The sequence below is a fragment of the Rhodospirillaceae bacterium genome, from assembly GCA_028819475.1.
Lineage (GTDB): Bacteria > Pseudomonadota > Alphaproteobacteria > Bin65 > Bin65 > Bin65.
Map to the genome: position 1 here is coordinate 1 of JAPPLJ010000016.1, position 13,959 is coordinate 13,959.

12 protein-coding genes are annotated in these 13,959 nt (G+C 64.1%); 4 read left to right on the forward strand and 8 right to left on the reverse strand.

What is annotated here, in order from left to right:
- Positions 1–257: 257 nt before the first annotated feature.
- Complete coding sequence (locus tag OXM58_03400) at positions 258–1,973, reverse strand: aldehyde ferredoxin oxidoreductase (GenBank protein ID MDE0147394.1); 1,716 nt, start codon at positions 1,971–1,973, stop codon at positions 258–260.
- A 433-nt stretch (positions 1,974–2,406) separates the two neighbouring features.
- On the opposite strand from OXM58_03400, the gene OXM58_03405 reads away from it, so the two are divergent.
- On the forward strand, positions 2,407–3,618 hold the full coding sequence (locus OXM58_03405) for a Fic family protein (GenBank protein ID MDE0147395.1): 1,212 nt from the start codon (positions 2,407–2,409) through the stop codon (positions 3,616–3,618).
- 252 nt (positions 3,619–3,870) lie between these two features.
- Positions 3,871–5,043, forward strand: coding sequence for a M20 family metallopeptidase (locus tag OXM58_03410; GenBank protein ID MDE0147396.1), 1,173 nt, complete (start codon positions 3,871–3,873; stop codon positions 5,041–5,043).
- Positions 5,044–5,048: 5 nt separating this feature from the next.
- Here the strand turns inward: OXM58_03410 and OXM58_03415 are convergent, their stop codons facing one another.
- Positions 5,049–5,741 carry an EI24 domain-containing protein gene (locus OXM58_03415; protein MDE0147397.1) on the reverse strand — a complete coding sequence of 231 codons (693 nt, stop codon included), beginning with the start codon at positions 5,739–5,741 and terminating at the stop codon, positions 5,049–5,051.
- A 206-nt stretch (positions 5,742–5,947) separates the two neighbouring features.
- Here OXM58_03415 and OXM58_03420 point away from each other — a divergent pair, with 206 nt between their 5' ends.
- Both OXM58_03420 and OXM58_03425 read left to right on the forward strand, forming a co-directional pair.
- A complete protein-coding gene (locus tag OXM58_03420) occupies positions 5,948–6,940 on the forward strand; it encodes an adenosine kinase (GenBank protein MDE0147398.1) in 993 nt (330 codons plus the stop codon).
- 64 nt (positions 6,941–7,004) lie between these two features.
- The gene (locus OXM58_03425) at positions 7,005–8,423 is read left to right on the forward strand and encodes an MFS transporter (GenBank protein ID MDE0147399.1); all 1,419 of its coding nucleotides are present in this window, start codon (positions 7,005–7,007) and stop codon (positions 8,421–8,423) included.
- A gap of 87 nt (positions 8,424–8,510) precedes the next feature.
- On the opposite strand, the gene OXM58_03430 is transcribed toward OXM58_03425, so the two are convergent.
- The 6 genes from OXM58_03430 to pstC form a co-directional block, all read right to left on the reverse strand.
- Positions 8,511–8,684, reverse strand: a complete 174-nt coding sequence (locus OXM58_03430; protein MDE0147400.1) for a hypothetical protein — start codon at positions 8,682–8,684, stop codon at positions 8,511–8,513.
- Positions 8,685–8,827: 143 nt separating this feature from the next.
- On the reverse strand, positions 8,828–9,514 hold the full coding sequence (phoB, locus tag OXM58_03435) for a phosphate regulon transcriptional regulator PhoB (GenBank protein MDE0147401.1): 687 nt from the start codon (positions 9,512–9,514) through the stop codon (positions 8,828–8,830).
- 25 nt (positions 9,515–9,539) lie between these two features.
- Positions 9,540–10,259, reverse strand: coding sequence for a phosphate signaling complex protein PhoU (gene phoU, locus OXM58_03440; GenBank protein MDE0147402.1), 720 nt, complete (start codon positions 10,257–10,259; stop codon positions 9,540–9,542).
- A gap of 59 nt (positions 10,260–10,318) precedes the next feature.
- On the reverse strand, positions 10,319–11,065 hold the full coding sequence (pstB, locus tag OXM58_03445) for a phosphate ABC transporter ATP-binding protein PstB (GenBank protein ID MDE0147403.1): 747 nt from the start codon (positions 11,063–11,065) through the stop codon (positions 10,319–10,321).
- Between the two features lie 102 nt (positions 11,066–11,167).
- Positions 11,168–12,472, reverse strand: a complete 1,305-nt coding sequence (pstA, locus tag OXM58_03450; GenBank protein ID MDE0147404.1) for a phosphate ABC transporter permease PstA — start codon at positions 12,470–12,472, stop codon at positions 11,168–11,170.
- Complete coding sequence (gene pstC / locus OXM58_03455; protein ID MDE0147405.1) at positions 12,465–13,874, reverse strand: phosphate ABC transporter permease subunit PstC; 1,410 nt, start codon at positions 13,872–13,874, stop codon at positions 12,465–12,467. Before pstC ends, pstA begins: the two co-directional genes overlap by 8 nt.
- Positions 13,875–13,959: the final 85 nt, after the last annotated feature.

The window sequence follows — 13,959 nt, forward strand, 5'->3', positions numbered from 1 at the left end:
AACCCAGAGAATCACACTACGGACAGGTTGAGAATCCCCTTTCGCAGAGAAATCCCTCCCCTTGGGGGAGGGGGTTAGGGGGAGGGGTCCGCGGACCCTGTCGCGGCGCCGGGATCGGACGTCGGTGCGGCGGCGGCCGACCCCTCCCCTGGCCCCTCCCCCAAGGGGAGGGGGATTCGAGCGACGCCCCTCTTGCAGAGGAAACCGCTGACGCGGGGAAGAACCGGGTAAAGGATCGAGCGAATTCGCGCCGACGGTTACCAGGCCGCCACGACCTCGTCCATCGCGGCGTTGACTTCGGCGGCGTGCAGCCGGCCCGTCTTGTTGGTCGGCGCGAGCGGTTCGTGGAGGAAGAATTCGGGCAGTTCGTCGTCTTCGACCGTAAAGCCGGCCTGGCGGTTGAATTCCTTCTCCAGCCTCAACGTCTCGATGCCGATCTCGTCGATGAAGTCCGGGGGTATGTCGATATTGTAGGAATCGTTGATCGCGTCGGCGATCAACTTGCGGTTGACGTCGGTCACCGTGCGGCCGAACACGCACAGGCCGAGGGAATCGGCGACCGCGCTGTTGATCTGGACCTGGTAGCTGCGCTCGGCCAGGTCCTTCATCGGCTTGCCGGCGCTGTCGTAGTGCGGCAGGTTGCCGGCGGTGTGGTCGGCGCCCTGGGCAGTCAGCATCATGGAGACGCCGGTCACCTCGATGACCCGCGGATCGTAAGCGCTGATCGCCTGCTTCTTGATCACCGGCACCCGCTCGATGCCGTAATGCGCGCCGACCCGGGCGGTGCCCTGGGCGAGGATGCGGCCGCGCTCGTTGCCGACGCGGATATCCTCCAGCGCCCGCTCCATGAAGGCGACGTCGCCAAATTCGGCCTCGCCGTGATCCATCAGGATCGCCAGCATCGCGCCGACCTCGATGGTGTCGATGCCGAGATCGTTGGCGATGAAGTTGAGCCGGGCGATATCGTCCGGATCCTTGATGCCGCAGTTGGTGCCGAGCAGGCCGATGGTCTCGTATTCCAGCGGTGAGACGACCTCGTTGCCGTCCGCGTCGTTATAGATGTTGGAACATTTGATCAGACAGCCGGGCATGCAGGCGTGGGAGGGGTCGCCGCCGCGCTCGACATTCTGGTTGTAGATAAAGTCGCCGCCCGCCTCGAAGGTCTCCTCCTTCGGATCGACGATCTGGCCGGCGCTAAAATTGCGCACCGGCAGGGCGCCGGTGGCATTGGTGTAGTCGGCCATCATGGCGGTGCCGTAGGTCGACATGTTCTGGACCGCCGGCTGCTCGCGCAACATCGCGCCGTATTGCTTGATCGCGCCCATCACCTTCGGGCGGTCGTGCAGCGGCGGCATCTTGGTCTTGTCGACGACGATCGCCTTGACCTTCTTGAGGCCCATGACGGCGCCGACGCCGCCGCGCGCCGCGATGCGCACCGGGCGGTTCTCGGCGTCGCTCACCGCGATGCCGGCGAGCAGGCCGCAATATTCTCCGACCGGGCTGCACAGGGCGACGCTGGTCTTCCGGCCGTATTTCTCGTGCAGCAGGGCGGCGGCCTCGATATTGCCCTTGCCCATGTAGGGCTCGGCCGTGTCCCAGCTGAAATTGCCGTCCTTGTCGATATGGATGACGACCCAGTTGTCCGCCGCGCCGTGCAGCGTGAAGCCGGCGATCTGCAGATGGCCCATGGCGAGCGCGAAGGTGCCGCCGGCGTTGGATTCCTTGATCCCGCCGGTCAGCGGGCTCTTGCAGCCGATCGACAGCCGGTTGGCGTTCGAGAAGTTCGTGCCGGCGAAGGGGCCGGCGGAGAAGATCAGCGGGTTGTACGGCGACATCGGATCGACCGTGGCGACGCCGTCCTTCAGCAGGGTCTTGGCGATGAAATAGCGACCGGCCTCGGCGAACTCCCGCCCTTTCAGCTCGCGGGATGTGACGGTGCGGGTCGCAAGATCGATATCGAGATAATGGCGCATGACAGCCCCGGTGTTTCCAGTCGTATGTCGCGGATATTAACGGCTCGGGCCGGCGGTGTGTGGGAAAATTATGACGCCCGCCCTTTCGCTCTCGACCGCTGGTGGCGATAACTCCTCCTCCGCAGATGGAGGGACGCTCCGTGAGGCGCGGTCGATCAGCCGCTCGGTCAGCTAGATGAGCGGCATCAGACGGTCCCAGCGGCTCGCAGGTGACGGTTACATGCAGCCCTCAGCGCCTGTCACCGCCATCACAAGCCTGACAAGCGGGTGAACGATGAACTAGCGCACGAACAGCCAGCAGGCAATTATCGCGCAACAAATAAGAAATGAATCTGAGGAGAGAGTCGGAAATGAAAAATTAATTTAGTTTTTTCAATGACTTAAATGATATTTTTTCTCTTGACATTGGAAATGAAGACGATATTTTCAAAATATGACCATACAGTATCAGATACCTGATCGCTGGGTCGCTTACGATCCTGTGGCGATAATCGATGAGCTGACAGAGGCGAAGGCGGCCGTCCTATCACTCACCAATATTCCGTTCCAACGATCTTGGGCGGAGAACCTTCAAGAAATGGAATTAAAGCGAGAGGTCGCTGGCACCTCACGCATTGAGGGCGCTGACTTCACTGATCGGGAGTTTGAAGAGGCGGTATCGAGCGACACTCCAGACGCTCACTTTAGTCGATCCCAACGACAAGCACGAGCTGCAATCTACACTTATCGCTGGATTGCAGCACTAGAATCAGACAGGCCACTGGATGAGAGCCTAATAAGAGAAATACATAGGCGGATTGTTACTGGGTGTGACGATGATCATTGCCCTCCTGGTCAGTTACGAGAATTTGGACAGAATGTGACTTTCGGTCGCCCGCGGCATCGAGGGGTTGAAGGGGGGACTACTTGTGAAGAGACCATAAAACGTTTTGTAGGAGCGGTAAACCAAGAGTTCCTCGGTCACGATCCCTTAATTCAAGCATTAGCAGTGCATTATCACATCGGAGCGATGCACCCTTTTCTTGACGGGAACGGTAGAACGGCACGGGCACTCGAAGCTCTTATTCTCCGTCGTGCGAGATTGAAAGATGCTCTTTTCGTTTCAATGTCAAATTATTATTACGATGAAAAGAATACTTACCTTTTATGCTTAAGCGAATCACGACAAGGAGGCCATGACCTCACCCCATTTCTTAGATTTGGGCTTCGGGGAATTGCTATTCAATGTAATCGATTGTTAGGTGAAATTCGAATGCAATTGCAGAAAAGCCTTTTCCGAGATGTAATGGGACAAATGTATGATCGCTTGAGTTCTACTCGCAAGCGGGCTTTAGCGCGTCGGCAATGTGAGATATTAAACAAACTTCTCGACCTCGGAAGGGAAATTGAATATCGCGAATTGTATGAGAATTTAGGAAGAATATACAGCGGCTTAAAATCTCCGTTTAGAGCGTATATTCGTGATTTAAGTCATCTTATAGAACTGAAAGCTATTGACCTCAAATTTGAGAAAAATGAGTCCGATTTTAGTTTAATTCGTGTTAGGGTGCGATTAGAATGGGCAACCGAAATTACAGAAACTGAGTTTTATCGACATATAAACCAGCTTCCAAAGGCGAAAACTCGGCTCATTGCAACTATGTAATTCCCAAAATGTATTATTCCCCTTAACCGCCACATCGACTGGAGCGGATCTCGGAGCTGCGTAGCGGAAAATCATTCCGCGTTGTGCAAGGATCCGAAGTGCCGTGTGGTAAGACCTCTTTATGCGTTTCACTCGGTAGATATGACGGACCGGCATGCGCTTGAGTCGGCTGCCTCCAGAGTCACAGTATTGATTCTGTCCGAATGCAATTCGCGCTAAGAAGGGGTTCGTACAACCGAGGAGCGACGCCCCATGCCCGTCATCAACCGCATCGCCGATTTCCACGACGACATGACCGCCTGGCGCCGGGACATCCATGCCCATCCGGAAACCGCCTTCGAGGAGAACCGGACGGCCGATATCGTCGCCGACAGGCTGGAGAGCTTCGGCATCGATGTGCATCGCGGGCTGGCGAGGACCGGCGTGGTCGGCCGGCTGAAGGCCGGCGCCTCGGACCGGACCATCGGGCTGCGGGCCGACCTCGACGCCCTCAACCTGCTCGAAAAGAACGACTTCGACTACCGCTCGAAGCACGACGGCAAGATGCACGCCTGCGGCCATGACGGCCACATCACCATGCTGCTCGGCGCGGCGCGCTACCTGGCCGAGACCCGGAATTTCGACGGCACCGTGCATTTCATCTTCCAGCCGGCAGAGGAAGGCGGCGTCGGCGGCAAGGTCATGGTGGACGAGGGGCTGTTCGAGAAATTCCCCTGCACGGCGGTCTACGGCATGCACAACTGGCCCGGCATGGCGCGCGGCCGGATCGGCGTGCGCACCGGCGCGATGATGGCCTCGGCGGACATGTTCGAAATCCGCATCCACGGCCGGGGCGGCCATGCCGCGATGCCGCACCATGCCGTCGATCCGGTGGTGGTCGGCGCACAGATGGTCGGCGCCCTCCAGACCATCGCCAGCCGCACCAACGACCCGCTCGACAGCGTCGTGGTCAGCGTCACCCAGTTCCACGCCGGCACGGCGGACAATGTGATCCCCGACGAGGCCGTGCTCTCCGGCACCTGCCGGGCGCTCTCGCCGGAAGGGCGGGACATGATCGAGCGGCGGATGCGGGAGACGGTCGCGGGCATCGCCGCGGCCCACGGCATAACCGCCGACCTCGACTACCGGCGCAACTATCCGGTGCTGGTCAACACGGCCGAAGAGACGCAGAGGGCCGCGTGCGCCGCCGCGAAGGTGGTCGGCGAGGCCAATGTCGCGGTCGACGATCCGCCGGTCATGGGCTCCGAGGATTTCGCCTTCATGCTCCAGGCCCGGCCGGGCAGCTATGTGTGGATCGGCAACGGCGTCGGTGCGGAGGGCGGCTGCATGGTGCACAATCCGCACTATGACTTCAGCGACGAGATCCTGCCGGTCGGCGCCAGCTACTGGGCCGCGCTGGTCGAACAGGAACTGCCCAGGGGGTAGACGATCTAGGGCGTCCGTTCCCGGATGGCGTGGAATGTGTGGGTCATGTAGGCGGCGGCGACGACGGGCATGACCAGGTTGAGCACCGGCACGGTCATCAGCATGGCGATGACGAATCCGGTGCGGAAGACGCGCCCGCCGTTGGCGCGGCGCAGCGCCGTGCGATCGGCCTTCTCCAGCCGGCGCATGGCTACCACGTCGTAATATTCCCGGCCGGCCAGATAGCCGTTCAGGGTCCAGGAAATCAGGAAGTTCAGGCCGGGCAGCAGCAGGTAGAGCGGCAGCACGAGCAGGTTGAGCAGAAGCAGCAGCCCTGTGAAGCGCAGCACGCCGACGATATCCTCGCGCAGGGGAATGTCCCGCGCGGGCGGCAGGTGCGGATAGTGCCGGCGCTCGACCGCCGCGACGACCCAAGACAGGAAGAAGCCGGTGATCATCAGCAGGACCGCCGGCGCGACCAGCAGCACGGCGAAGAAGATCGCCAGCCCGGTGAAGGTGTCGACGATCCAGTTGGCCCAGCCCCAGCGGAAAATCTCGAAGCCGGTGAGCAGCCAGGCCACGACAACCCACAGGACGGCGAGCGCCGCCACGGTCAGCAGGAGACTGACCAGCACGACCCAGCTTATGCGCGGGTTGAGCAGGGCGCCGAAGGCCCGGGCGAGCGACCCGGCGGTCTGAACGGCTTCGTTGGACGCCATGGGCATTTCCCTTCCCGCAATCTTCCCTGCGCGAAATGCGGCCCCGCGTGAAATACCGCCCCGCGTGAAATACCGCCCCGCGTGAAATGCCGCGCAGCCTGCCGGCCGCAGGGACCGGCGCTCTTGCCGCCGCCGCATACTGCCTTTAGTTGGGGCTACATTTGGGAACGGGCCCGCACATTTCCACCGGAACGGACATATTCCCCATGAGCGACGCCGCTTTCGACGTTGTCGGCCTCGGCAACGCCATCGTCGACGTGATCGCCCCGGCCGACGACGCCTTCATCGCACGGCACGGTCTGCGCAAGGGCGGCATGACGCTGGCGGATACGGCAGCGACCGAAACGCTTTATGCCGCCATGGGTCCGGCAACGGAAATGTCCGGCGGCTCGGCGGCCAACACCATGGCAGGGATCGCCTCGCTCGGCGGCCGGCCGGCCTTTTTCGGCCGGGTGCGCGACGACCAGCTCGGCGCGGTTTTCACCCACGACATCCGGGCCATCGGCGTCGGCTACCGGACTCCGCCGGCGCGCAATGGCGACGCGACCGGACGCTGCCTGATCCTGGTGACGCCGGACGCCGAGCGCACCATGCAGACCTGTCTCGGCGCGTCGGCGCAGTTCGAACCGGAGGACGTCGACGACGCCGTCGTCCGCAACTCCGGGATCGTCTATCTGGAAGGCTATCTGTTCGATCCGCCGCCCGCCCGGGCGGCCTTCTACAAGGCGGCCGAGGCGGCCCACGCCGCCGGGCGCAAGGTCGCGCTGTCGCTTTCCGATGCCTTCTGCGTCGAGCGGCACCGGGCGGAAATCCGCGATCTTGTCGACGGCCATATCGATATCCTGTTCGCCAACGAGGAAGAGATCGTCTCGCTGTATGAAACGCGCGATTTCGCCGGCGCGCTGGACGCGGTGCGCGGCAAATGCGCCATCGCGGCGCTGACCCGGAGCGAGAAAGGCTCGGTCGTCGTCTCCGGCGCCGATGCCTTCGAGGTTGCCGCCGAGCCGGTCGCCGCCGTGGTCGATACCACCGGCGCGGGCGACCTGTACGCCGCTGGCTTCCTGCACGGCCTCAGCCGCGGCGCCAGCCTTGCCGAGTGCGCCCGGACCGGCGGCCTGTGCGCGGCCGAAATCATCAGCCATATCGGCGCCCGGCCGGCTGTGGCGCTCAGGGAACTGGTAACGCAAAAGTTGGGTTGACGCTTGCCGGCTGCTGCCGGAAGCAGGCCCGCACCGGGACGAACGGGCCGTCAAGGAACGGGACATGACAAACGCGGCGGAAAAAACCGCGCCGACATGGCGGCAGGCGCTCGCCGCCTATCGCGACCCGCGGGTCATCGCCATGTTCTTCATGGGCATCTCGGCCGGGCTGCCGCTCATCCTGGTGTTTACCACGCTGTCGGTCTGGCTGCGCGACGTCGGCGTCAGCCGCACCGCCATCGGCTTCTTCAGCTGGGTCGCGCTGACCTACGGCTTCAAGTTCCTGTGGTCGCCGCTGGTCGACCGGTTGCTGCTTCCCGGGCCGCTCTCCCGGCTCGGCCGGCGCCGGAGCTGGGTCCTGCTGGCCATAGCCGGCGTGATCGCCGGCCTGATCGGCATGGCGCTCACCGATCCGAAGAGCGACCTGTGGCAGATGGCGCTGTTCGCCTTCATCGTCGCGTTCAGCAGCGCGACCCAGGACATTGCGCTCGACGCATTCCGCATCGAGAGCGCCCCCGACCACATGCAGGGCGCGACCGCCGGCGCCTACCAGGCCGGCTACATGCTGGCAGTCAAGATCGTCGGCGGCGCGCTGGCGCTCTATCTGGCGGAATTCATCGACTGGGGCACGGCCTACGCCGCCATGGCCGCCTTCATGCTCATCGGCGTCGTCACCATCCTGATCCGGCCGGAGCCCGTGGCGGCCCGCACCGGGGCGACCGACGAGCTGCTGGCCAGACTCCAGGCGGCCGCCGGCCTGCGCGGCGGCCGGCAGACCGCCCTTACCCGGATCGCGACCTGGTTCAGCACCGCCGTGATCGGGCCGTTCACCGAATTCTTCACCCGCAACGGCAGCTGGACCCTGCTGATCCTGCTGCTGATCGCGGTCTACCGCCTGTCCGACATCACGCTCGGCGTCATGGCGGGGCCCTTCTATATCGACCTCGGCTTTTCCAAGACCGACATCGCCAACGCCACCAAGCTGTTCGGCCTGTTCGCGGCGATCGGCGGCGCCCTGTTCGGCGGCTTCGTCGTGGCCCGGATCGGCGTTCTGCCGGCGCTGATGACAGCGGCGCTCGCCGTGATCGCGACCAATCTGCTGTTCGGCTTCATGGCGCTGATCCAGACCGACAGCTTCTGGCTGCTCACGGCGATCGTCAGCGCCGACAGCATCGCCGCCGGCATGGCCGGATCGGCTTTCATCGCCTATCTGTCGTCGCTCACCAACGTCCAGTACACGGCGACGCAATATGCCCTGCTGACCTCGATCATGCTGCTGCCGGGCAAGCTGGTCGCCGGCTTTTCGGGCGTCGTCGTCGATGCCGCGGGCTATGTGCTGTTCTTCGCCTACGCCTCGGTGCTGGGCGCGCCGGCGGTCATCCTGATCCTGGTGCTGGCACGCCTGGAGCGGCGCGGCATCATCCGCCGCAAGCGCGAAGACGGCCGGGAAGCGACGGGAGAAGCGGTTACCGATCCGGCCTAGGCGAAAATCGCCGCCTCGCTTGTCGACGAAAACAGGAAGCGGGCGGCGGCTGCCGGTCCGCCGAAATATCGATCCGCAAAGGTAAAATCACGCATCTTCGGCCTGGCGGCCGGTGCGTCCGGTGAAACCTTCAAAAAGCCCTTCGAGCTTCGCCATGCGCTCGCGCAGATCGGCGATCTCGCGGCTCAACCGCCACAGGAACGCGATGATGGCGATGCCGATCACCATGTTGATCGTGTCAGGGGTGAGCAGGCCTTCCATCGTGCCGCTGTCCGCAATAGTTCCATCGCTGCGTTTAATGGATATAACAAGAACGTATCGAATTGCAACGCCAATCGTCGGACTGGTGACATGCCGCGCTCTCCGGGGCGAGGCCGCCGTGTTCCGTCGGCCGCCATCGAGCGCTACTGCAGCTCCATCGCGTAACCGGCGGAGCGGACCGTGCGGATGACGTCGGGCGCCCGGCCGACATCGAGCGCCTTGCGCAACCGCCGGATATGCACGTCCACGGTCCGCGGCTCGACATAGACATCGTGGCCCCAGACCGAATCGAGCAGCTGCTCGCGCGAGAAGACCCGGCCCGGATGCTCCATGAAATGGCGCAGCAGGCGGAATTCGGTCGGGCCCAGATGGGTCGCCCTGCCGGCGCGCGTCACCCTGTGGGCAATCAGATCCATCTCGATATCGGCGAATTTCAGGTTCTCGGCCGAAACGGCCGGCCGGGTCCGGCGCATGACGGCGCGAATCCGCGCGACGAGCTCCCTGGGCGAGAAGGGCTTGGTGAGATAGTCGTCGGCGCCGCTGTCCAGGCCCCGGATGCGGTCGGCTTCCTCCGATTTGGCGGTCAGCATGATCACCGGAACGTCGAGGGTCTCGCGGCGCCGGCGCAGCTGGCGGCACACCTCGATACCGGAGACCGCCGGCAGCATCCAGTCCAGGACGATCAGGTCCGGGCGGCGTTCGCGGACCGAGATCAGGGCATCCTCGCCATCCCGCGCGTCATCGACCTCGAAGCCCGCCTCTTCCAGATTGTAGCGGAGCAGCGTGACCAGCGGCGCCTCGTCTTCGACGACAAGGATGTAGGGCTTCATCGGCCTTCCCCGGGGCGCCGCCGCGCTATTCGCCCGTCGGCGCTTCGACCTGGTCGTATTCCTCGTCGCCGCCCTTCGGGCGCGATTGCAGCAGCGGGCGGCCCTCGACCAGATAATAGATGGATTCGGCGATGTTCGTCGCGTGATCGCCGACCCGTTCGATATTCTTGGCGATGAACAGGAGATGGGTACAGGAGGAAATCCTGCGCGCATCCTCCATCATGTAGGTCAGCAGTTCGCGGAACAGGCTGACATACATTTCGTCCAGTTCCTCGTCGCGGCGCCAGACCGCGATCGCCTTCCGCGTATCCCGGTCCGAATAGGAATCGAGAACCTCGTTGATCATCGACAGGGCGAGCCGGACCATGCGCGGGATCGCGTGGGCGGGGCGGACCTGCGGATGCTGCGCCAGGGTGATCGTCCGTTTCGCGACGTTGGTCGCATAGTCGGCAATCCGCTCGAGGTCGCTGGCGATCTTGAGCGCGACGATGATTTCGCGCAGGTCGGTCGCCATGGGCTGGCGCAGCGCCAGAAGCTGGACGACGAAGGCATCGATCTCGCGCTCCATCTCGTCGACCCGCCGGTCGCTCTCGACCGTGCGCGCCGCCAGATCGGTATCCCGGCGCTGCATCGCCTCCAGCGCATTGGCGAGTTGCGCCTCGGCAAGGCCGCCCATTTCGGACACCTTGTTCTTCAGTTCGTTCAATTCCTGGTCGAACGCGCTGACGATATGTTCCGATGCCATTGCGGTTTCCTTCCGGCCGCCTTGCCGTCTGCCTGTCGCTGCGGCGCCGGCGCGCTTTCCTAGCCGAACCGGCCGGTGATGTATCCCTGGGTCTTCTCGTCCCGGGGATTGGTGAATATCTGCGGGGTCTCGCCCTGTTCGATCAGATCGCCCAGATGGAAGAAGGCGGTTTTCTGCGAAACCCGCGCCGCCTGCTGCATCGAATGGGTGACAATGACGATCGTGTAGTTCTGGCGCAATTCGTCGATCAGCTCCTCGATCCGGGCCGTCGCGATCGGGTCGAGCGAGGAACAGGGCTCGTCCATCAGGATCACTTCGGGGCCCACGGCGATCGCCCGGGCGATGCACAGGCGCTGCTGCTGGCCGCCGGACAGGCTGGTGCCGGGATCGCCGAGCCGGTCCTTCACCTCGTCGAACAGGCCGGCCTTGAGCAAGCTCTGCTCGACAAGCTGTTCGAGACCGGCCCGGTCCGCGACAAGGCCGTGGACCCGCGGACCGTAGGCGACGTTGTCGAAGATCGACTTGGGAAACGGGTTCGGTTTCTGGAACACCATGCCGATGCTGGCGCGCAACTGCACCACATCCACGCTGTCGGCGTAGATGTCCTGGCCGTCAAGCTCCAGCCGGCCGGTGACCCGGCAGATGTCGATGGTGTCGTTCATCCGGTTCAGGCAGCGCAGGAAGGTCGACTTGCCGCAGCCCGACGGCCCGATCAGCGCGGTGACCTCCCGCTCGCCGATATCGAGCGACACGTCGCGCAGGGCGTGCTTCTCGGCGTAATGCACGTTGACGCCGCGGGTCCGCATCTTGACCGGATTGCGGTCGGCGCCGGCGGGTTCCGCCTCCGCGGCCTCGGGCGGCGGTGCGGTCACGACATCCTCAACCGATTTCTCGTTCATGACGGCTCCTCACCAGCGGCGCTCGAATTTCTTGCGAAGATACACGGCCGACGCGTTCATAACGACCAGGAAGGCCAGCAGCACGATAACCGCGCCGGACGTCTTCTCGACGAAGCCGCGTTCGGGGCTGTCGGCCCACAGGTAGATCTGCACCGGCATCACCGTCGACGCGTCGGTCGGCCCGCCGGGAATGTCGACGATGAAGGCGACCATGCCGATCATCAGCAGCGGCGCGGTTTCGCCCAGCGCCCGCGCCATGCCGATGATCGTCCCGGTCAGGATGCCCGGCATCGCCAGCGGCAGGACATGGTGGGAGACCACCTGCACCCGCGACGCGCCGAGGCCGAGCGCGGCTTCGCGCACTGACGGCGGCACCGCCAGGAGCGAGGCGCGGGCCGCGATGATGATGGTCGGCAGCGTCATCAGCGCCAGCACCATGCCGCCGACCAGCGGCGCGGAGCGCGGCAGTTCGAAAAAGTTCAGGAACACGGCCAGGCCGAGCAGGCCGAACACGATCGACGGCACCGCCGCCAGATTGTTGATGTTGACCTCGATCAGGTCGGTTAGCCGGTTCTTCGGTGCGAACTCTTCCAGGTAGACCGCTGCGGCGAGGCCGACCGGGAAGGCCAGGATCAGGGTCACGAGCATGGTCAGGAAGGAACCGACGATCGCGCCCCAGATGCCGGCCTGCTCCGGTTCGCGCGAATCGCCGGTGGAAAAGAAGCCGGTATTGAAGCGCGTCTCGATCCGGCCTTCCTGTTCCATCCGGTCGTACCAGCCGAGTTGCAGGTCCTTCACCTTCCGCCCCGATTCGGGCAGCTCGCGGCGGATCGCGCCCTTGGTCAACTGATCGATGTCGGAAGACGCCTTGACCCAGATTGAGACGGTCCTGCCGATCAGCTGCGGGTTCGCGATGACATTGCGTTGCAGGGTCCGCTCGGCGTCGGTGCTGAACATGGCGACGAGCCGGTTTTCCTTCTCGCGCCCGCGCACCCGGTAGCTGGCGACCAGCGATTCGATCAGCGCGCCGCGGAAGTCGCCGTCGTCGCGCAGCGTCTGCGGATCGGTCTTGCCGTCGGGCGCAATCAGTTCCGCGTCGAGGAAGACATCGACCTTGATCCAGGTCTGGTAAAAGGCCGAATAGCCGTTCGCCGCGATGGTGCCGGCCAGGAACAGCAGCATCAGGATGGCGAGCACGATCGCGACGACGCCATAGGCCCGGAAGCGCCGCTCGGCGCGCAGACGCCGGCTCAGGCCCTGCCGGACCTTCTCCTTCTGGCCCTCGATCAGCACGCTGTCGGCAGGATCAGTCATATTTTTCGCGGTATTTCTGGACCACTTTGAGGGCGATGACGTTGAGGCACAGGGTGACCAGGAACAGCGCCAGGCCGAGGGCGAAGGCCGACAGGGTCTTGGGGCTGTCGAATTCCGGGTCGCCGGTCAGGTTGGTGACGATCTGCACGGTCACCGTGGTCACCGCGTCGAAGGGATTGACGGTCAGCCTGGCCGACAGGCCGGCCGCCATCACGACGATCATCGTCTCGCCGATGGCGCGGGATACGGCGAGCAGCACGGCGCCGACGATTCCCGGCAGGGCCGCCGGCAGCACCACCTGACGGATCGTTTCCGAGCGGGTCGCGCCCAGCCCGTAGGAGCCGTCGCGCAGGGCCTGGGGCACCGCGTTGATGATGTCGTCCGACAGCGAACTGACGAACGGGATGATCATGATGCCCATGATCATGCCGGCGGCGAGCGCGCTCTCCGAGGCGACCGACAGGCCGACCGCCGCGCCGGCATCGCGGATCATCGGCGCCACGGTGAGCGCGGCGAAGAAACCGTAGACCACCGTCGGGATGCCGGCCAGCACCTCCAGAACCGGCTTCACCGCCGCCCGGACCCGGCGCGAGGCGTATTCCGACAGGTAGATCGCCGCAAACAGGCCGACAGGGACGGCCACGATCATCGCGATCACCGTGATCAGCATCGTGCCGGCAAAGACCGGAATCGCGCCGAACGCGCCGGATGCGCCGACCTGGTCCTCGCGGATCGCGGTCTGCGGGCTCCATTCCAGCCCGAACAGGAAATCGACCGGCGAGACCTTGGTAAAGAAGGCCAGCGCCTCGAACAGCAGGGAAAGAACGATGCCGACGGTCGTCAGGATCGCGATGGTGGACGCGACCATCAGCAGCAGCAGCGCAACCCGTTCCACCCGGACGCGGGCGCGCATCGCCGGGGCGATGCTCCGGTAGGTCAGCAGCAGCCCGACCGCCGCCAGGATCGCCATGGCGGCCGCCAGGATCCACGAGGACAGGGCTTCCAGCCGCAGATAGTGCGCCGCACCCTGTTTCATCAGGGCGGTGACGTCCCCGCTCACCACGTCGCCGGTGGCGTAGTTGCGGATATTGTTGATCAGGAACTGCTTCTGTTCGGCCGGCAGCGCATCCCTGGGCTTCGTCTCGCCCAGCACGGTCACCCTGTCGGGCAGGCCGTTCCAGACGATGCCCTCGACAATCGCGCCCTGGAACGAAATCCAGAACACGAACAGGGTGAAGGCGGGCAGAGCCATCCAGATGGCGACATGGGCGCCGTAATATCCGGGCAGCGAATGCAGCCGGGACTGTCCGCGCCCGGCGGCGGCCCGGGCGCGGCCCCGGCCCAGATAGAAGCCGAGCACCGTCAGCGCCAGCAAGGCCGCCAGGATCGCGCCGTAGTTCATCCTTCTCCGCCGCACGAATACGGCAACCGCTGCGAACCTTCCGGGTCCGTTTCCCCGCCGGCCGCGCGTGCCGTTTCGATCGTCA